The 17577-nt window shown below is 66.7% G+C and carries 19 protein-coding genes; 12 read left to right on the top strand and 7 right to left on the bottom strand.

Going from position 1 to position 17577, the window contains the following annotated elements; translation table 11 throughout:
- From Q5530_RS33585 to Q5530_RS33595, 3 genes are all read right to left on the bottom strand, one after another.
- Positions 1-215, bottom strand: a 215-nt coding sequence (locus Q5530_RS33585; RefSeq protein ID WP_415366833.1) for a hypothetical protein, incomplete at its 3' end; no start/stop codon positions are given.
- A gap of 372 nt (positions 216-587) precedes the next feature.
- Positions 588-863 carry a hypothetical protein gene (locus Q5530_RS33590; protein WP_415366834.1) on the bottom strand — a complete coding sequence of 92 codons (276 nt, stop codon included), beginning with the start codon at positions 861-863 and terminating at the stop codon, positions 588-590.
- 29 nt (positions 864-892) lie between these two features.
- Positions 893-1042: a hypothetical protein gene (locus Q5530_RS33595; protein ID WP_415366836.1), complete on the bottom strand. Its 150-nt coding sequence runs from the start codon at positions 1040-1042 to the stop codon at positions 893-895.
- Positions 1043-1458: 416 nt separating this feature from the next.
- Here Q5530_RS33595 and Q5530_RS33600 point away from each other — a divergent pair, with 416 nt between their 5' ends.
- The 5 genes from Q5530_RS33600 to Q5530_RS33620 all read left to right on the top strand — a co-directional run bounded on the left by Q5530_RS33600 (position 1459) and on the right by Q5530_RS33620 (position 6925).
- Entirely contained in the window at positions 1459-2106 is a 648-nt protein-coding gene (locus Q5530_RS33600; RefSeq protein WP_415366837.1) for a helix-hairpin-helix domain-containing protein, read from the top strand.
- Positions 2107-2249: 143 nt separating this feature from the next.
- Positions 2250-2909 carry a Crp/Fnr family transcriptional regulator gene (locus Q5530_RS33605; protein ID WP_415366924.1) on the top strand — a complete coding sequence of 220 codons (660 nt, stop codon included), beginning with the start codon at positions 2250-2252 and terminating at the stop codon, positions 2907-2909.
- Positions 2910-3000: 91 nt separating this feature from the next.
- Positions 3001-3879: a hypothetical protein gene (locus tag Q5530_RS33610; RefSeq protein ID WP_415366838.1), complete on the top strand. Its 879-nt coding sequence runs from the start codon at positions 3001-3003 to the stop codon at positions 3877-3879.
- Positions 3876-5795, top strand: coding sequence for a hypothetical protein (locus tag Q5530_RS33615; RefSeq protein ID WP_415366839.1), 1920 nt, complete (start codon positions 3876-3878; stop codon positions 5793-5795). The genes Q5530_RS33610 and Q5530_RS33615 overlap by 4 nt, the downstream gene beginning before the upstream one ends.
- Positions 5792-6925 carry a hypothetical protein gene (locus Q5530_RS33620; protein ID WP_415366840.1) on the top strand — a complete coding sequence of 378 codons (1134 nt, stop codon included), beginning with the start codon at positions 5792-5794 and terminating at the stop codon, positions 6923-6925. Before Q5530_RS33615 ends, Q5530_RS33620 begins: the two co-directional genes overlap by 4 nt.
- A 157-nt stretch (positions 6926-7082) precedes the next feature.
- Here the strand turns inward: Q5530_RS33620 and Q5530_RS33625 are convergent, their stop codons facing one another.
- Together Q5530_RS33625 and Q5530_RS33630 are read right to left on the bottom strand one after the other, a co-directional pair.
- Positions 7083-7964: an IS3 family transposase gene (locus Q5530_RS33625; RefSeq protein WP_415366841.1), complete on the bottom strand. Its 882-nt coding sequence runs from the start codon at positions 7962-7964 to the stop codon at positions 7083-7085.
- On the bottom strand, positions 7961-8254 hold the full coding sequence (locus tag Q5530_RS33630) for a transposase (protein WP_415366842.1): 294 nt from the start codon (positions 8252-8254) through the stop codon (positions 7961-7963). Before Q5530_RS33630 ends, Q5530_RS33625 begins: the two co-directional genes overlap by 4 nt.
- A gap of 160 nt (positions 8255-8414) precedes the next feature.
- Between Q5530_RS33630 and Q5530_RS33635 the strand changes: the two genes are divergently transcribed.
- The 6 genes from Q5530_RS33635 (at position 8415) to Q5530_RS33660 (ending at position 12455) form a co-directional block, all read left to right on the top strand.
- The gene (locus tag Q5530_RS33635) at positions 8415-8582 is read left to right on the top strand and encodes a hypothetical protein (protein WP_415366843.1); all 168 of its coding nucleotides are present in this window, start codon (positions 8415-8417) and stop codon (positions 8580-8582) included.
- A 241-nt stretch (positions 8583-8823) separates the two neighbouring features.
- Positions 8824-9132 (top strand): transposase, encoded by a 309-nt coding sequence (locus tag Q5530_RS33640; protein WP_415366844.1) that lies wholly within the window; start codon positions 8824-8826, stop codon positions 9130-9132.
- On the top strand, positions 9129-10049 hold the full coding sequence (locus tag Q5530_RS33645) for an IS3 family transposase (protein ID WP_415366845.1): 921 nt from the start codon (positions 9129-9131) through the stop codon (positions 10047-10049). Before Q5530_RS33640 ends, Q5530_RS33645 begins: the two co-directional genes overlap by 4 nt.
- Positions 10050-10651: 602 nt before the next feature.
- A complete protein-coding gene (locus Q5530_RS33650; protein WP_415366846.1) occupies positions 10652-10930 on the top strand; it encodes a hypothetical protein in 279 nt (92 codons plus the stop codon).
- Between the two features lie 236 nt (positions 10931-11166).
- Positions 11167-11664, top strand: a complete 498-nt coding sequence (locus Q5530_RS33655; protein WP_415366847.1) for a SigE family RNA polymerase sigma factor — start codon at positions 11167-11169, stop codon at positions 11662-11664.
- A complete protein-coding gene (locus tag Q5530_RS33660; protein ID WP_415366848.1) occupies positions 11661-12455 on the top strand; it encodes a hypothetical protein in 795 nt (264 codons plus the stop codon). The genes Q5530_RS33655 and Q5530_RS33660 overlap by 4 nt, the downstream gene beginning before the upstream one ends.
- A 249-nt stretch (positions 12456-12704) precedes the next feature.
- On the opposite strand, the gene Q5530_RS33665 is transcribed toward Q5530_RS33660, so the two are convergent.
- Positions 12705-12914 carry a hypothetical protein gene (locus Q5530_RS33665; RefSeq protein WP_415366849.1) on the bottom strand — a complete coding sequence of 70 codons (210 nt, stop codon included), beginning with the start codon at positions 12912-12914 and terminating at the stop codon, positions 12705-12707.
- Between the two features lie 905 nt (positions 12915-13819).
- On the opposite strand from Q5530_RS33665, the gene Q5530_RS33670 reads away from it, so the two are divergent.
- On the top strand, positions 13820-15436 hold the full coding sequence (locus Q5530_RS33670; RefSeq protein WP_415366850.1) for an HsdM family class I SAM-dependent methyltransferase: 1617 nt from the start codon (positions 13820-13822) through the stop codon (positions 15434-15436).
- Here the strand turns inward: Q5530_RS33670 and Q5530_RS33675 are convergent.
- Positions 15433-17571: a UvrD-helicase domain-containing protein gene (locus tag Q5530_RS33675; protein WP_415366851.1), complete on the bottom strand. Its 2139-nt coding sequence runs from the start codon at positions 17569-17571 to the stop codon at positions 15433-15435. The two genes, Q5530_RS33670 and Q5530_RS33675, sit on opposite strands and share 4 nt — an antisense overlap.
- Positions 17572-17577: the final 6 nt, after the last annotated feature.

The following is a 17577-nucleotide window of genomic DNA, read 5'->3' on the forward strand; positions in this document are numbered from 1 at the left end:
GACTGGCGCAAACCCAGCGAGGTATTCACCGAACTCCTCGAACTGGATGCTTCCACCGCCTGAACTCGCCCTCCCCTGTGCCCGACAACCTCCCCGTCTGAACTCCCCACACCCGCCCAGACCGCGAACCGAAGCTGATCGGCGAACTTGTCGACCTCGTCGTCGGGGATATCCCGATCGATCGCCGCGCGACGGAATTGCCCGTAACGGTCCATGACGCAGCATGATCTCAGATCGGTGCGAGCGTTCTCCCGGACCGAGACCGGAACCGAACGACCTAATGCTCCACATCGGCAACCCCACGGCCACCGCACCGCTCCGGCAACCAACGGCCGGAGTCACCCCAATACGCAACTCGGCCACTGCTCCCGCCGACGTCAACTGCCCCCCCACATCGCTCCCGCACCACTGGTAGGTCGACGCGATCTGGGCGAAACCGAGTGCCGCGACCCCGAGGAGGGACGAGAAGACCAGCGCGCACGCCACCGCGAGGTCGCGCTCGTTCAGGAGTGGTCGTGACATGTCAGCGCAGCTGACTCCGGTTCTCGAACCACTCGTCGTCAGGGCCACGTGCGGTGCGGTGTCGGTCAAACCGACGATGACGTCCACGATGACACCGGCGATCCCGAGCGTGAACCCGAGGGCGATTCAGGTGTTGTTCCACATGTTGACGCCTTGAACTCGAAGCCGTCGGCGATGTCGACCAGAGCCGGACCGACGTCGTGGGCGGGCTTGCGCATCTCACCCAGCGCCTGCTTCATCCGGTTGATGCGCTCGGTGCAGGCGTTGCTCGCCTCACCGGTCCAGGCCGAAGCCTGGTTGGTCGCCGTCTCCAAACCCTTGAGGCAGCTGTCGATCGCCAACTGACGCAGTTAACCGCCGTTCGAAGCCGTCACTCAATCGTCGAACGAATGTCCCACGGAGTTTGGAACTCGTCGCCCCACACGTCGATGGCCATGACGAGGTTCATGGGTAAGTCGAAGTCATCCGCCAGCCGCTCAGCCGAGCAGTTCGCCGGGATCGGATCATCGACCTTGCGCACCTACAGCGGGTCGGTGCTCCACTCGGGTGCCAACCGGATCGAGATCACACCACCCATCGTTCCCCTCCGCCCGCATCGGTAGGCCATGTCCGTAGACTTGTCCTACACACTCCCGAGCGCCACCACCCGTCACTCCCAGTATCAGAGCTTCGCTCCGGCGAACTGTACGAGCAAGTGGCCCTTGTGGAGAGCGCGGAGCAGTCCTCACGGCAATAGCACTGCGTCCGGAATCGACACTTCCACATCGGACACCGAAAGTAACGGCCAGTTAACCGGTAGTCACATGAGCGAACCGCGTATTGGTGAAACCCTTTGGAGCCATCCTGCGATATGCCGTTGGTAGGGACCTCGTCTGCCCTGAAAGGCCCACCGTCATGAACCTTGCTCGACTCGCACGTGGCAGGTGGTACTTCGTCGTGGTGATCGCGAGCGCCGGCGTCTTCGCCGCTGTGCCCTTTGCCCACGCCGCCCACCGACTGCGAAGGCCATCACTCTGGCGGTGGACCGCGCTCTACGCAGCAGCGACCATCGCGCTGATGCTCATCATGCCGCCCTCACAGGGGCAATCCGCAGCGTCGACCACGGACGTGCGCAGCACGATCGGTGCTCTCGGCGCCATCGCGATCATGGTCGCTGCCTGCATCCAGCTCAGCGGTATCCGGCGCGACGTCTACGGGCTCCCTCAAGCCGTCCGACCGCCCGTGCAGCCGCCACAGCCCTGGGAAGCAGACCCGGCTGTCGCGGCGGCGCTGACGCTGCGGGCCAAACGAGAGGAAGCCCGCACGCTCGTCGCACGCGACCCGGCACTCGCGCGAGACCTCCGGATCGGCCGACCCGATCTGCCTCGGCAGTACGACGACGGCGGCCTGGTCGACATCAACACCGCACCACCGTCCGTCATCGCGCAGTGCTGCGGACTCGACGACCGCGCCGCCGAACAGATCGAACGCGCCCGCCAACAGCACCCATTCCCCTTCCACTCGGTCGACGAACTGCTCGTCTTCGCCGAGCTGGACGTCAGCACGTGGGACCTGATCCGCGAACGGGCGGTCGTCTACTCCTGAACACCTCACACAGCGGGTCAGCACCGAGTCGGGCCGACGGAGGAGCACCCGCGACGAGGAGGTCCGTGGCGATCGAGTGATATGCCGATGACGTAGCGCTTCCGGTCCGACACTTGCGGTATGCATCCATCGTGCGAATCGTCATGCCACGGCCCCCCAGGGGCTTCCGCAGTTTGCTCGGAGAGCGGAAGTGGGCACGCCTGCTCGAGCAGGGCGTGGATCGCGTTCACGGCCCCGGGGTCCCGCTACTACGACAGGGAGACCCTGGGACGACGGTCTTGGCGGTGGTGTCCGGACGAGTGAAGGTCTTCGGCACCGAGCGGAACGGAGGACGCGCGCTGCTCGCCTTGCGCGGCGCAGGAGACCTCTTGGGTGAGATCGCGGCGCGCTCCGCTTCACCCCGCACGGCGACCGTGGAGACGATCGATCGTTGTACGGTCCGCATGCTGTCGGCCGATCGCTTCAAGACCTTCCTCCGGGAACACGACGGCGAAGCCGCTCTCACCGACTATTCGATCGCAAAACTGTCCCAAACCGTTCCTTACCAGGTAGAACTGGTTCATTTCAGCCCCGAGCGCAAGATCGCGCGTCTGTTGCTGGAAGTCGTCGCGCTGGCCGACGAAGCATCCCCGGACCCCGAACGGGTGCCGTTCTCCCAGCAGGAGGTCGCCGACTCCCTGGGCATGGCTCGCAGCACCGTCGCGCACTACGTGCGACATCTCAAAGCCTGCGGAGCTCTGCGAGCCGGCCCGCGCCTCTCCGTGGCGAACCCGGACCACCTGAGAGCCATTGCCGGACTGTGACTCACGTCACATCCAAACTGTCCGACGGCGGACACCACTCCCGATCCACGATCACCAAGCTCCTCGCCAAGCACACAACGAGGAGGAAGACGTGGTCCACAAGGCGTCCGAACTGCCGCCCTACCGCGCTCTGCTGGTGGTGGACATCAAGGACTTCAGCGGTGTGCCGGGGCGGTACCAGGCTGACGTGACCGACCTGGTGCCGGTGGTTCTGCGGTCGGCTTTCGAACGCTGCGGCTTGACCGAGGTGTGGTCCGGGAAGCGCTTCATCATCAGCACCGGTGACGGTTGTGCGCTGGGCTTCCCGTCCACGGTGCTTCCGCTGTTGCTGACCCCGTTCCTCCAAGCCCTGCAGGACGAGTTGGACTACCGCGCCCAGGTGCACGCCGACCCGGTGCCGCTTCGGATGCGGGTCAGCGTCAACGTCGGCGCAGTCACCGATTCGGGTCGTGAGCTGATCAGCGAGGGCAGCGGGGCGTCGCGGGTGGAGACCCACCGACTGCTGGACGCCGAACCCGTGCGCGACCTGCTGGCCCGTTCCGGACCCGCTACTCGCGTTGCGGCGATCGTATCCGCCCGCGCCTTCCACGACGTCGTGGCCAGCGGCTACACCGCAGAACCCCAGGACCTCTACGTACCGGCGCCGGTGCAGGTCAAGCAGCTGGCCGACCTGGCGTACCTGAGGGTTCCGTCACCGACCGGCGACCTGCTGCACAGCGGGTTCCTTCCACGCGCCGAACCAGGTGGAAATGGCGTCGACGAGCACGTGAGCACCGAAGACCGCCCGCACGGAGCCGGTTCCACGGCCAACAACGCCCAAGACGTGCAGGGGAACCTCAACCAGAGCGGCGACCACGTCAACCAGGGGAACACCAACTACACCTTCCACGGCACGGGCAACGTCAACAGCGGTCCGGGCACCCAGTTCAACGGCGCCGATACCCGGTACTACGACAAGCGCAGGTCGTGATGACCGACATCGGCACGCCGAGGACCACCAGCTACGACTTCCACAGCACGGGCAACGTCAACAGCGGCAACGGCACGCAGATCAACCACATCCACGTCCCCCTGCGGCGACGTCGCGAGTCGCGCGTCGTCGCGGACGAGGAGATCCGCCGCTTGGCCGATCGGTTCGTCCGACCGAAGCGGTTCCCGTTCGACGTGTTCACGCGGTCCAGCACGGCCGTGCTGACCGGGCAGGACGGATCAGGTAGGCGCACCACGGCGCTGATGTTGCTGACCGACGTCGGCAAGAACGACGTGGACCGGCTGCGGGTGCTGGACGACAGGACCGACGATCCGGACAACCCCGCCTTCGACGTCGAGGAACTGCGCCCCGGTGAGCCGCTCCTGCTCGACTTGTGCGAGACGGACGAGGGCCGCGTTCGCGAACTTCAGCCGCAGCTGGAGTTCTACCGCACGGCCGTGGCCGACAAGAGGGCCCGCTTGGTCGTAGTGGTGCGCCCCGACCAGGTCGAGCACTTGGCGGAGTCCTTGGCCGCGCTCGTCGTGAGGTTCGAGCGCCCCGACGGCACCGCGGTCCTGCGGGCGCACCTGGCTCCCGACCACATCAGCCTCCCGGACCCACTACCCGCCGCGGACCGGCTGCGGGAGTACCTGCGGGATTCCGCAGTCGGCAGTATCGCGGCCCTGGCCCGGCTGACTGTCGAAGCACGTGACACGGGACGCGGCGCGAGCCTGACGGAGTGGCTGTCCGCAGCGCTGGGAGCCCGGCTCGAACGGGCTGCCCAGGCGGCGAAGCTGTTCACCGACCAACAACGGGCTTCGGTGCGAGCCCTGCTGGTGGTCGCTGCCTTCCTCCCCGGAGCACCGCTGGAAGCCATGGTCTCGGCCGAAGCTGTCTTCGGCGGAATGGTGAAGCTCCCCCGCGAGGACCTGCACGTCCTGGACGGCGCCCACCTGGCCGAGCGCATGGCACAGGTGAGCCTGCGCGTTGACGGGCGCCGCACGGTGGAGTTCACCGACCTCGCCATGGACAGTGCCCTGCGCACCCATTTCTGGACCTACTTCCCGCATCTACGGGAACGGGTGGAGCAATGGGTGCAGGCCGTCCCCTCGTTGCCGACCATGCCGTACCAGGCCGCCGCCGACCTGCTGGACCGGTTCGCCGAACTGCTGCTGGTCACAGGTCCCCCCGAGCCGCTGATGAAGTTGGCACGCAGGTGGACCGGCGACGACGCCAAGCGCAAGCCGGAGTTGGCGGCACAGGCACTGGCGATCGGACTGCGCCACGACAGGTGGTCGAAGAGGTTCAGGGATTACGTCTACCTCCGCTCCCGCGAACACAACCTGCCGGTTCCGTTCGCCCAGGTGCTGATAGCCGTGTGCGTGGACGACATCGCTCCGAACCAGCCACCACAGGCGCTGGTCCGGCTGCACCACTTCACCCGTCACAACGACAGGTCGGTGCGGTCTGCCGCGCATGACGCGCTGATCGGTTCGGTGGAGCGCTACGGGTTCCAGCGCTGGTTGCTCTACCGGTTGGTCCGAGGTGACCTGAGAGAAACCGACCGCAACATCCTGCTCGACCTCGTCGTGCCCTCACACATGGCCAACGAGCACCACATGAGGCGCAATCTGTTGAACCTGTGGCGGCGGTTGTTCAGCGTCACCACGCACGACGTCCCGACCGCGAAGTTGTGGGAGTGGATCGGCAGGGATCCGGCACTGGTGGTGGAGGCATGTGGCGGTCGGGCGGCTCTGCTCAATGAGCTCTTCGTGCTGGCCCGGACCCAAATACGGCACGCCGAGGACCCGGGGGCACTGCGCACGGCCGTCGAAAGTGCCCAAACGCTGTTGCGGCACATCAACACGGCACTGCACATCGGTGGATCGAAGGGACAGGGATGGACAGGAGCATGAAGGAGGCGGCAACGGGCGCGGCGGTCTCCCTGTTGTTGCCGATCTGTGCAGGTGCGATCTTCGGGTGGGTTGCCTGGGTCACCACCGTGGTGGTAATCGTCTTGCTCACCGCCACCGCGGTAGTGGTGCTGCGTCGTCACCAGCACCACGTCCAGCAGCGCGTGCTGGCCGAGGAGTGGCGGTATGAACGCGAACAGGAACGCGTCGAGCAGCAGGCGCCGCCGCCCGAGCCACCCCCGGCGCCCGACCCCCCTGCCACTGCGGCGATCACCCCCGTGCGCCTGCCCAGTTCGGTCGACGAAATCCCGTTCGCCTTCGCCTGCACCGTGTACTGGCTCCCACAGGGATACCGCTCCGGGACCACGCATGCGGAACCCGCAGCTCTAGCCGTCCAAGCGGTGCTCAAGAGGGCCCGCCAGGTGACCGAACTGCACCACCCGGAGGACAGCGTCGCCGCTGCGCACGTGTTGGCATCCGCACTGGGCCATCCGGCGTCCGACGGGACGAACGCGGTCACGGCGTGGGCAAAGTCGATCAAGTTGACCGTTGGCGAGGAACACCGCGCCCACCTGCAGGACTTGTCGGCTTTGCGCAGGCAGCGGCAGCTCGACGTGCTACGGATCGACAACGAGCGAATGGTGCGCTCGTACCTGGGTGAGGAGGTGCTCACCAGCGTGGGCAGCACGGTGGTGTGGTGGCTGGCCCAGGACCGGACGAGGGTCCGGGAGACAGTTGACCTGATCGGCACACTCGCCCAACTGTCGGCTGCGGCCAACGACGCGAAGGTGGACCGCGCGTTCCAACACCTGCTGCCCGAGCACATGCGGCCAACACCGGCACAACACGAAATCCCCTTTGAACCGACCAACGGCAGCTCGGCCGATTCCAACGGTCAGGCGGTGTTCGTTGTGGACAGTTCGGGCGTGGTCGACAACCACGCCGAGCCGGTGAACGGCCCAGGTGACTTGCTCCCCAATCCAGGCGACGAGCACAACACCCTGTTCGGCCACCACCTGGCAGATCTGCTGGATCGCCACGAGCACTCGGACCTCGCCGATGAAGCACGCCACCGATACGGTGTGCACGAGTGGCCTGTGGAAGGCACGCGCGAAGCGGGCACGAGCGACTAGCAACAGCGGAGCAGCGGTCGCAGTCGTAAAACCGCAGACCGCCGCTCCGCTTTCCGACCGTATCGGCCGAATCCACCTTGCGAAGCCACTGAGGCCAATAGGTCAAGAGGCTGAATGATGTGCCCCGAGAAATCCGGACTGTGCCGAACGAAGGCTATCAAGCCGCTTTCTGGTTCGCAAACCACTCATCGAGGACTTCTGAAGGCGGACGGTAGTCCAGGCCTGAATGCAGACGCCGCTTGTTGTAGAAGCCTTCGATGTACCTCACGATCTCATGTCGGGCCTCGGCGCGGGTGGCGAATGTCCGGTGATGCGTCCACTCGGTCTTGAGCTTTCCGAAGAACGACTCGGCCATCGCGTTGTCGAAACAGATGCCGGTGCGCCCGGCCGATTGCCGGACCCCATGACCGCGGAGGGTGGCGTCGAAATCGTGTGACAGATATTGACTGCCTCGGTCGGAATGGAACACGGCACCGTCGGGCAGTGGAACGCGCCGCGCCGCCATGGCCAACGCCGCGCACACCAGCGAGGCCGGATACCGGATGTCGACCGCCCAGCCGATCACGCTTTTCGAGAAACAGTCGATGACCGACGCCAGATACAGCGGTCCCTCGCCGGTGTCGATCCTGGTGATGTCGCCTACCATCTTCTCTCCCGGTCGGGCCGCGGTGAAGTCGCGTCCGACCAAGTCGGGCACGGGCCCGGCCGCCAGGGCGGCCACGGTGAGCCCGCGACGGCGTCTGACCTGCACCGGGACCAGTCCAGCCGCGCTCATCAACCGGCGCACCAGCTCGTCGTCGACCCGCACACCCCGACGCGCGAGTTCGGCGTGGACTCGTCGATAACCGTAGGTGCGACCCGATTCCGCGAACACGGCCCGGATCCGTTCGGTCAATTCCTTCCGGCGCAGCGCCCGTGCCGACGCCGGACGCGCCATCCAGTCGTAGAAGCCCGATCGGGACACCCGCAACAACCGGCACATCATGGAGACGGTGAAGTGGGCCTTCTCCGCGGCGATGAACGCGTACCGTTCGCTCACCGTTGCTCGCGCGCAAAGAAGGCCGCGGCTTTTTTCAGGAAGGCGTTCTCCTGCTCCAACTCCCGGACACGCCGCTCCAACTCCGCGGTACGCGCCCGGTCGATCGCCCCGGCCGCCTCGTCGCCGCCACCGGCATTCTTTTTCCTCTCCGTGACCACCCAGTTGCGAACGGTCTCGGCAACCAGGCCGAAATCACGGGCCACCTCGGCATAGGTACGCCCGCCTTCGATCACGGCCGCGACCACTTCGGCCCGCAACTCCGGCGAATACTTCCCCGACTTCCTTGCCACGCAACCGATCCCTTCCGAACTTCCCTCAGCCTACTTGGGGACGTGTCCGGAGAACTCGGGGCACCTCAGAGGCATTCCTGCCACACCACACGGCCAGCAAGCACCGCGTCATGGCCATCACCCGCCACCCGGCCACACCCAACTCCACGCTCTGGCCACCGTGTCCGACGCCATCGCCGCACGACGCCTGGCCGACGCGCTCAACTCACGCCTGCTCGGCCGCCGCAACCACACCCAACGGCTCGACGCCGCATTGGTCGGCATGCCCGACAACGTCATCGCCGCCATCCGGCAACCGCCGATCGATCCTCCCGAGGTCGCCCGATGAGGTCGGCCGCCCCTGGCACACCGGGTCTACAGCGATCCCATCGACGGCATCCTCCTGTTCCCCGCAACCGCCTGCACACCGGGCAAGTGCGCCAGTTGTCAGGACTGCGCCAACGACTGCCAGAACTGCGCGTTCTGCGAAGAGGCAGGGTGCAAGGACTGCATCCGGGACTTGACCCTGGGTGTTGGACACCAGACACACTTGGATCCTGACGATCCGGGTGGACAGGAGTCCCGTTCAGATGGTGATGAAGCACTACCCGCCGGAGTTCCGGGCCGAGGCGGTCGCGCTCTACCGGTCCCGACCCGGTGTGACGATCAAATCGGTGGCCCAGGACCTGGGCGTGAACCACGAGACGTTGCGCAACTGGATCCGGCTCGACGACGCACAACGCACCGGGACACCCGCGGCCGTCACCGCGAGCACCCCGGCACCGGCCTCGCCGGAGGACGAGAACGCCGCACTGCGCAAGCGGGTCCGCGAGCTGGAGGAGGAACGCGACATCCTGCGCAAGGCGGCCAAATATTTCGCGGGCGAGACGCGCTGGTGAACCGCTTCCAGTTCGTTGACGATCATCAGCGCCACCATGGCGTGAAGCGGTTGTGCCAGGTCATCGGCCTCGCCCGGTCCAGCTACTACCACTGGAAGGCCACCGCACCCGACCGGGACGCTCGCGGCGCGCACGACGCGGACCTGGCCGCCCGCATCCGCGTCATCCACCGCGAGTCGGACGGCACCTACGGCGTCCCGCGCATCACCGCCGAACTGCACGACACCGGACACCGGGTCAACCACAAGCGCGTCGCCCGGGTGATGCGCGGTATCGGCCTGGCCGGGCTGCGGCTGCGCCGCCGGCACCGCACCACCCTCGCCGACCCCACCGCGGCCAAAGTCCCGGACCTGCTCGAACGCGACTTCACCGCCGACACTCCCAACACCCGCTACGTCGGCGACATCACGTCCGACCTGACCCCGCGTACCGCGAACCTCTTGGCCACTTCAGGCTCGATGCTCGCCAACCAGTACTTCGACCGTGCCAAAAGCATCAGCGACCGCAACGCGTCCGCCGCCGAACTCGAACTCATGCCTGCAATCATGCACGGGCAGCGGGCCGAGTTCGTCCGCCGAATGGCAAGAGCGTTCGACGACCTGGTCGACGACCTGCACGACGGAGTCGAACCACGACCACACGACATGGCCGAACAGATCGCCCTGGACCTGATCATCCAAGACGCCGAGGCCATGCACACCGACGCCGACATGCTGAACACGTTTGATCAGGGCCTGCCGAACACACCGTACGACTACGACTTCGACAGCCTCTACGACCTACTGTTCGAGGACAGCGATCACATCGGCTACCTGTCCTCCAAGCGCGCTCCTGCCGCGCCCGGCGAGCTGGAGCACCTGTTCGAACAGTTCTGCTCACTGGATGAACGTGACCCGGATCGAGGATTCCGCCGCTGATCAGGACAGTCGATCGGCAACCACCTCCTCCTGGGCCAACAGCACACGGTGGCCCAGACGGTGATCAAGCGCGTAGAACTTCGCGTAGCTCTCGAGGCGCGGGACGGCCGCACCACGGTGCCGGTGTCTGCACTACCTCTTCGGGAGTCGGATGCGCTCGGTGTAGAAGGCCCCCGGAAGGCCGTCTGCTGCTCACCTGCGGCCACGTCGAAGATCCGGTGCGCTTGGTCGAGCTTCCGCTCGACGTCATGATGGGGTTCGCCGCACATGGCCATGCCGAGGGCCTCCTGCCGGGTGATCTCGCCGCGGACCTTGTCGGGCATCTGCCACGGTCCCCGCACTGCGAGGTGTGCACGCGCAGAGCGTCGCGCTGGTCGTAAGCCAGCTGGGACTTCTTGAGCAGGTAGCCCTGGACCAGGGTGTCGCCTGCTTCCTGCGCCCATTCCATGCCCCGATCGAGCCAGAACGTCGTGAGGGCCGGTTCGCGGAGTTCGCGATACAGCCACCGGTCCGCTGCCTGGGCACCGACCGACAGCAGCGGCCCCCGGAACTCGGGCTTGACGTCTCGGACGCTGCGTTCGATCGCGCCCAGGAGCCCTTGCATGATCAGCACCGCCTTCCTGGCACCGACCACGCAGTCGTGTGCCATCACACCGAATCCGCTGCTCATCACCGCAGCCACGTCATTGGACGGTGCCGACGCACCCGGCATCCGGAACCACATCAGGTCCGCAGGGATGCCCAAGGTGTGCCCAACGTATGAGCTTGGTGATCTGCTCGCCGTTCTCGATACGGCTCAACCGGGTCTGGGTGATGCCGATCCAGGCGGCTGCTGTGCCTTAAACAACATCCCGTTGACCACCCGACGGTCATGCACCTGAGGGCACCCCTTCACGCCCCCAGGCGGGCAACAATGGCTCGATCGCCTGTCACTGCTCATCGGTCGACTCATGCCCGCGCACCACGAACCAAGATCAACGCGGATCAGATGCACAGGATGCCTTGGTCCTGCTGGTACAGGTCGGGGCTCGCAGCAGTCGTTGAAGACCCGAATGCAACGTAAGGGGTCACTTCCACGTTGGGGATGCGAAATCGAGGTCGAGTCGACGATCGGGAGTTGCCGGTGGAGTTCGCCGAGTACGTGGCAAGGCAGCGTCCCGCGCTGATGCGGTTCGCCACGGTCTTGACCTGCCGGACGTGGCTGGCCGAGGACCTGGTGAGCGACGTGTTGGGCCGGGCGTTCGAGCGCTGGGAACGGATCTCGGGGATGGCCGAGCCGAACGCCTACGTGCGGCGGATGGTCGTCAACGAGTACCTGTCCTGGCGCAGGAGGCTGACCCGCACGTCACCGCGTGCCGAGGTCGAGCCGGTGGTGATCTCCGACGGCGCGGACGAGCGGGCCGAGCGGGACGCGATGATCCGCCGCCTCGCCGGCCTGCCCAGGAAGCAGCGCGCGGCCGTGGTCCTGCGCTACTACGCGGGCCTGTCCGACAGGGAGATCGCCACACAGCTGGGGTGCCGGGAACCGACCGTGCGCAGTCAGATCCACCGGGCGCTCAACGTTCTGCGCATCGACCTCACCGCCGGCACCCCCAACTTCCAGGAGACCTCATGAGTGAGCTGCGCACTCTCCACGACGCCTTCGCCGAGTTGGAGCGGCGCGCCGACGCCGCGACCGCGGGTACGGCCCCGATCGCGCGGCCACGCCGCGCCGTGCGGCTGGTACCCGTCGCGGCCACCGTCGTCGCGGTGGCGAGCCTGGTCGCGGGTGCGGTGTGGCTGGTGCCGGGCGACTCCGGCACGCACGCCGCGAGCCCGCCGACCACCTCGTCGTCGTCGACCGCACCGTCCACGACCACGGCGCGCAGCCCGGTCCCCACCTCGCCGGACGACCTGATCGCCCGGTTCAGGGTGGTGCTCGGCGACACCGCGACGTTCGAGGTGGCCCAGAAATTCGCCCTACCGCCCCCGTCCTCGGCGAACCCCCAGCCACCGGGGACAGGATCGGTCGTGGTACCGCAGGCGGTGGACCCGGACACCTCCGTCGGCGCGCTCGTCGGCGGGACCCTGACCTCCGCGGGCGTCACCGGGAGCGTCAGCCTGACGATCTACTTCAGCGATTCCGAGCCCGGCGAGTGGTGCGACCCCCGCATCGAGGACTGCGAAGTCAGCACGCTGCCCGACGGCTCCCGGCTCGCGACCGGGACCGCGCGGCCGGCTCCCGGCGCGGTGTCGCACCTAGCGTGCCTCAAGCGGCCCGACGGGACGATCGTCCTCTTGCGCGTCGGCAACCAGGAAGACCCCCAGGGCGCCGCGATCAACTCGCCGGGCGGTGAGTTCTACTCGTCGCAGCCGCCGCTGACCCTCGACCAGCTGAAGGCGATCGTCACCTCCGACAAGTGGTGACGACGTCGGTGATGGCCGGCCACCCCGGTGGCCGGCCATCGGTCATCCCTCGGCCACGAGACGATCCGGCCGCGGGGGTGAGGTCGCTGGCCCGCAGGTCGGGGAGGCGGACCGCCGCCACCCGATGTTCACTCGTCCAGCACGATCATCGACGGGACGGCCGCCCTGGGTGGCCCTGCAGGTCGCTCGCTCAGACTTGGTCGAGCGCGAACCCGGGCTGACCGTGTCCGCGGTGCCGGTGCCTGCTCCTCAAGAGCGATCCGCGGACATCTGCGTGACCGCGACATCGTTGTGCCGGTATTCGCGGGCGGCGATCCCCGTGAGGGCAACGGCGGCGCAGGCGGGCCACCGCGTAAAGATGACTTCCGCGTGCCCTCGGGCGAGGCACTTGTCGTACATCCGACCGAGGGCCCTCGCCGCCTGCCGCGAGTGCTCGTCCTTGACCTCCAACTCCGCCACGAGCGAGCACCCCCGAAGGCGGGGCGACCACTGCTTCTCCCGAAGGTTGAGCAGCTCGTCGGAAGTAACTTTCCGAGGCGCGCCGACAGCCGCACTTCGCTCTACGACCATCGTCGTCCTCCTCGTGCAGTCAGGAGTGTTGACCGACTCATCGCCAGGGCACACCGACCGTTACACCCCACATCCAGAAGACAGCGATTCCTCACGACAGCAGCGGATAGCCCGCCCGCTCGCAGAGACCCGGTCGAGAAGCCCACGACGGCCGGGCCGGCACAAATCGCGAATTGGCCTAAGGATTCGACGGCGCACCGCCTACGCGCCGAAGTCAACGTCCTGCACTAGCCTCCCGCCGACGACTTGGCCGCCGTCCCGCAAATCGGGTTGCGCGGTTCAAGACACCACCAGGGCTGATCCAGCCAGACGATCCGCCGCGCGGTCACACCCGAAACGCACGAACCGCGGCACGTCGATGAACTGCGCTCAACACCCACCAATGCATGCCAACTGTGGCGAAGTACGGTCAACAAGCTGAGCCTCACTCCGCCAGCGTGGTCCGCCCGTTTCCCTGACCAGCACAAACAGAGAAACCACACGTCAGCCGGTGCCGTTCACCGCCGTTCGAAGTCGTCGCACACCGTTCAACTCCACCGACTGCTCCAGATCTGCTCCACGCACAGCGGCGTGAATGGCGACAAAGCTCGACCGCCGAGCACGCCATCCCCATACGCGGCATGAAACTCGATCTACACCCGCAGCATCGTAGCCAACCGTCTGCCTGACTCGTGCCATGACGCAGTAGCTTGATATACGTTGACTTTGCCAACGTAACGTATAGCATCTGTGATGAGGTTGAAGTGTACGATCGTCATGTGAACACGGACTTAGCAGGTCGAACCGTGTCACTGGTGACCGCGTCCGAGATCGCCAGGCTGGCTAACGTGACACGGGCCGCGGTGTCCAACTGGCGGAAGCGGTATCCGGACTTCCCCACCCCTGCGAGCGGGGTCGGCCGCACCGCGCGATTCGCGTTACCTGACGTCAAGGCATGGCTGAGCCGCCAAGGAAAGGTAGACGAAGGTCCTTCGCCCGAAGTCCTCCTCTGGCAGGCACTGCGCGCTCAGTACGGCGACGAGCTTCTCGAAGCTCTCGCCGATGTAGCCGACGCACTCACGACCGGAAGCTCAAGCGGCCTTGAACCGGAGACCCGCACGCAGCTGCTCGACCTGGCCCGGGAGAGTTCACCGGCCGAGGCCGTCGACGCATTACTGTCAAGGGTGCTCGCGTCTCCCGTACGGGCTGGCTCGGAGCCGATGTCCTCGCCGCGCTTGGTCGCCGCCGTGCGTCGGTTCGCCGGTCCGGTGAGAGGAACGGTGTTCGATCCTGCCTGTGGGATCGGGTCACTGCTGTTCGCCTGCCGGGGAGCTGGCGAAGTCTCACTGGTAGGACAGGAAGTGGATCCGGCCGCAGCGCGCCTTGCAGAGTTCCGCGCGTCACTTGGCGGCGGACCTGAAGTCGCGATCAGGGTTGGGGATTCACTTCGCCATGACCAGTGGCCGGGTCTTCGCGCGGAGCTCGTGGTCTGCGAGGCACCGGTGAACGTCAGCGACTGGGGACGCGACGAACTCCTGTTGGACCAGCGCTGGGAGTTCGGCGTGCCGACCCGCGCGGAAAGCGAACTGGCTTGGCTCCAGCACTGCTACGCCCACGTCGCGCCGGGTGGCCGGGCGATCGTTGTCATGCCCGCCTCGGTCGCCTATCGCAAGGCTGGCCGCCGAATCCGGGCCGAGCTCGTCCGCCGCGGCGCGCTCATCCAGGTCGTCGCGCTGCCGGGCGGCATGGTCGCGTCTCATCAGCAGCCGGTGCAGCTCTGGTTGCTGACGCGGCCAGCCGACGCGGAACGTCCCAGCGGCTACATCCGCATGATCGACCTGACCGACTACGGCCCGGACGACACACTCGAACCAGACATGGCGCACGCGGTCGATGTACCCGCCATCGACCTGCTCGACGAGGAGGTCGACCTGACCCCGGCCCGCTACGTGACGGCGGCGCGGACTGATCACCTCGTCGACTACGAAGCTGCTCGTGCAGCGGTGGTCGCACGACTGGCGGAACTCAGGGGCCTGTTACCGACCGTCGCGGCAGGGCCCGGTTCGTTGGAGGGCGCGACGGTAAGGATCGCTGACCTGGCCAGGGCAGGACTTGTCGAGGTTTCCGGCGATGCCGTGACCGCCGCCGATGATCGGCTCGACACCGACTACCTGGCGGGGTTCGTGCGAAGTGCCGCGAACGCCAAACGTCCCATCAGTGGAAGCGGTACGTTCCGCGTGGACGTCCGCGGTGCGCGGATTCCCCAGATGGGCATTGCCGACCAACGCGCTTACGGCGCGGCGTTCCGCCGTCTCGACGAGTTCGAAGAGTCTGTGGCCGAACTCGCGCGGTGGGGTCGGCGCGCCGCCGAGCTGGCTCGTGATGGGCTGGCTCACGGGTCCCTGCTCCCCAGGCCGGACACCACCGACTAGCGGTTCACGGTGGAGGGCAGGAACGGGCTCGCGGCGCTGCTCCACGTGACCGCGAGAGCTTCCCTGGCCCTCGTGCACGCGACGAAGAGCAGGCATCGCTGTTTGAGCAGGTCGCTCTCGTGCTGCCGTAGGTCGATGTCGGCCGGCGTGATCTCTTTCGCGAACGGCAGGGCCTTCTCGGTCACGCCGGCCACCGCCACGCACCGGAACTCCAGTCCCTTCATCGAGTGCATGGTGGCCAGCCGGACCCCATCGACGTTGGCGCTCGGTTGGTCCTTGACCCGCACCGCCGGAATCCCCTCGACGGTGAGCTGATCGAACACCTTGTCGAGGGTCAGGTTGAACCGGGCGCACACGGCGATGTCGCCAGCCGGAACTCCCTGCTCGATCCAGTCGCGTACCCATCCAGCGATCGCCAGCGCTTCCGCCTGCTCGTTCGGGAACCCGGACAGCCGCGGCTGCCCGCCGTGCAGCAGGGACCGGTATCCAACCAGACTCTCGTTGCCCTCGCCGCTGAGCTCACCGACCGCGACGCCATCCAGCAGCCTGGCTGACCAGACGAGGATTTCGGCGGTGCTGCGGTAGTTGATCCGCAGCCTGCTACTCCGACCGGCAACCGAGATGCCGACAGCACGCAGCGAGACCCGGGAGTCGTAGATCCGCTGGTGCGGGTCGCCGGTGATGAACAGGTCGTCTGGCCCGGCCTTGACGGCGGCGCGCAGCACCCGCCACTGAGCCGGGTGCAGGTCCTGGGCCTCGTCGACAACTACGTGGTCGAAGCGGTGCTCGCCGCCGCTCAGGATGTCCGCGGCTTCGGCGCAGATCTGGAGGTGAGTGGTCTTGCCCGCGGTGCGCAACTCGGCCGTGAACGCCTCGATGACCGCCCAGATCTGTTCCCGCTGTGCGGTGCGGAGCGAAGATCCACGGCCACGACGCTCAACTTCGAGGTATTCATCCTGGGTTCGCACGTCCTGGGCGAGCACAACGTGCCGGAATTCGCTCGCGAGGAACTGTTCGGTCCACGGCAGGTTGTGTTGCCTGCGGAGGCGTCGCCATATCTGCCGTTCATCGTTGTCGGAGACGGGAGACAGCGCATGCCCGGCATGGTCGCGAACGACGCGGTTCGCGAAGGCGTCGACGGTCGTGACGTGCACCCTGGCGAGCTGCTCCTCGTTGTCGAGCAGCAACGCCAGGTTGTCGCGCAGCGCCCTGGCGAGGGCGTTGGTATAGGTAGTGAGCAGCACTCGGCGGTCCGGAGAGCGGGACAGCAGGTGCTTCACCCGGTGCAGCGCGACCACGGTCTTGCCCGTGCCGGGGCCGCCAGTCACCTGCGCGGAGCCGTTGTAGGAGACGCGGTAGGCCACCCGCCGCTGTGACGGGTGCAGGAACACCCTCCAGGCCGCAAACGGCTTGTTCAGGATCTCGGCGAGTTCGTCGGGACTGGTCACCAGCGTGATGCGCATACGGGTGTGGGTGATCGCCCTGGCCAGGCTGTCCTCCGCCTCGGGCGGTTCGCCGACGGGCCTGCGCTCGGCGACCACGTCCCGGTAGACCTCCTCGGGCGAGAACCCTTCGGCGAGGTATTGCAGCACCTCGAACTGGTCTTCCGGGAGCAGACTGCCGAACGCCTCCAACTGCGCCCGGTCGCTGATCGCCCGCGCGGCGCGGAGCACCTGGTCGTCGATGCCGAGGTCACGCAGCACCGTGTCGGAGTGCTTCGCGAAGAGCAGTACGGGTGCGCTCGCGGCAGCTTGTTCCAAGGGCGGTGTCAACTGCTCGATCGCGACGACGTTGCGGACTTCGAGCGCTCGCGTAGCCGTGTTGATGGTGTAGAGCCGTTTCGCGGCCCAGGTGTACGCGTCGTCGTGTGGAACGACATTGAGCAGCAGGAAGATGTCGCTACCGTCGTCGGGCGCAAGCACGACACCGCGCCAGAAGTCGGTGACCCGGATGGTGCGCATCCGCGGATCACGAGCCTTGTCGACGGATTCCAGGTGTAACCCCTTGTCCGCGTACAGCTCGGCGATCGGAAGCTGCTGGAACTTGGCCATGGCCTTGCGCACCCCGGCCCTGACCTGCTTGTCCAGTTGGTCGTAGGTCTCCCAGAAGCTGTTGGCGAACGCGAGCTGCGGCATCGTCGG

It is taken from the genome of Saccharothrix sp. BKS2 (assembly GCF_047689505.1).
GTDB classification, from domain to species: domain Bacteria; phylum Actinomycetota; class Actinomycetes; order Mycobacteriales; family Pseudonocardiaceae; genus Actinosynnema; species Actinosynnema lopnurensis.

Coding starts and splice junctions, on each gene's coding strand:
- Q5530_RS33605 (WP_415366924.1), top strand. CDS start 2,250: ATGCCACGGCCCCCCAGGGGCTTCCGCAGTTTGCTCGGAGAGCGGAAG.
- Q5530_RS33620 (WP_415366840.1), top strand. CDS start 5,792: ATGAAGGAGGCGGCAACGGGCGCGGCGGTCTCCCTGTTGTTGCCGATC.
- Q5530_RS33640 (WP_415366844.1), top strand. CDS start 8,824: ATGGTGATGAAGCACTACCCGCCGGAGTTCCGGGCCGAGGCGGTCGCG.
- Q5530_RS33650 (WP_415366846.1), top strand. CDS start 10,652: ATGATCAGCACCGCCTTCCTGGCACCGACCACGCAGTCGTGTGCCATC.
- Q5530_RS33660 (WP_415366848.1), top strand. CDS start 11,661: ATGAGTGAGCTGCGCACTCTCCACGACGCCTTCGCCGAGTTGGAGCGG.
- Q5530_RS33675 (WP_415366851.1), bottom strand. CDS start 17,571: ATGCCGCAGCTCGCGTTCGCCAACAGCTTCTGGGAGACCTACGACCAA.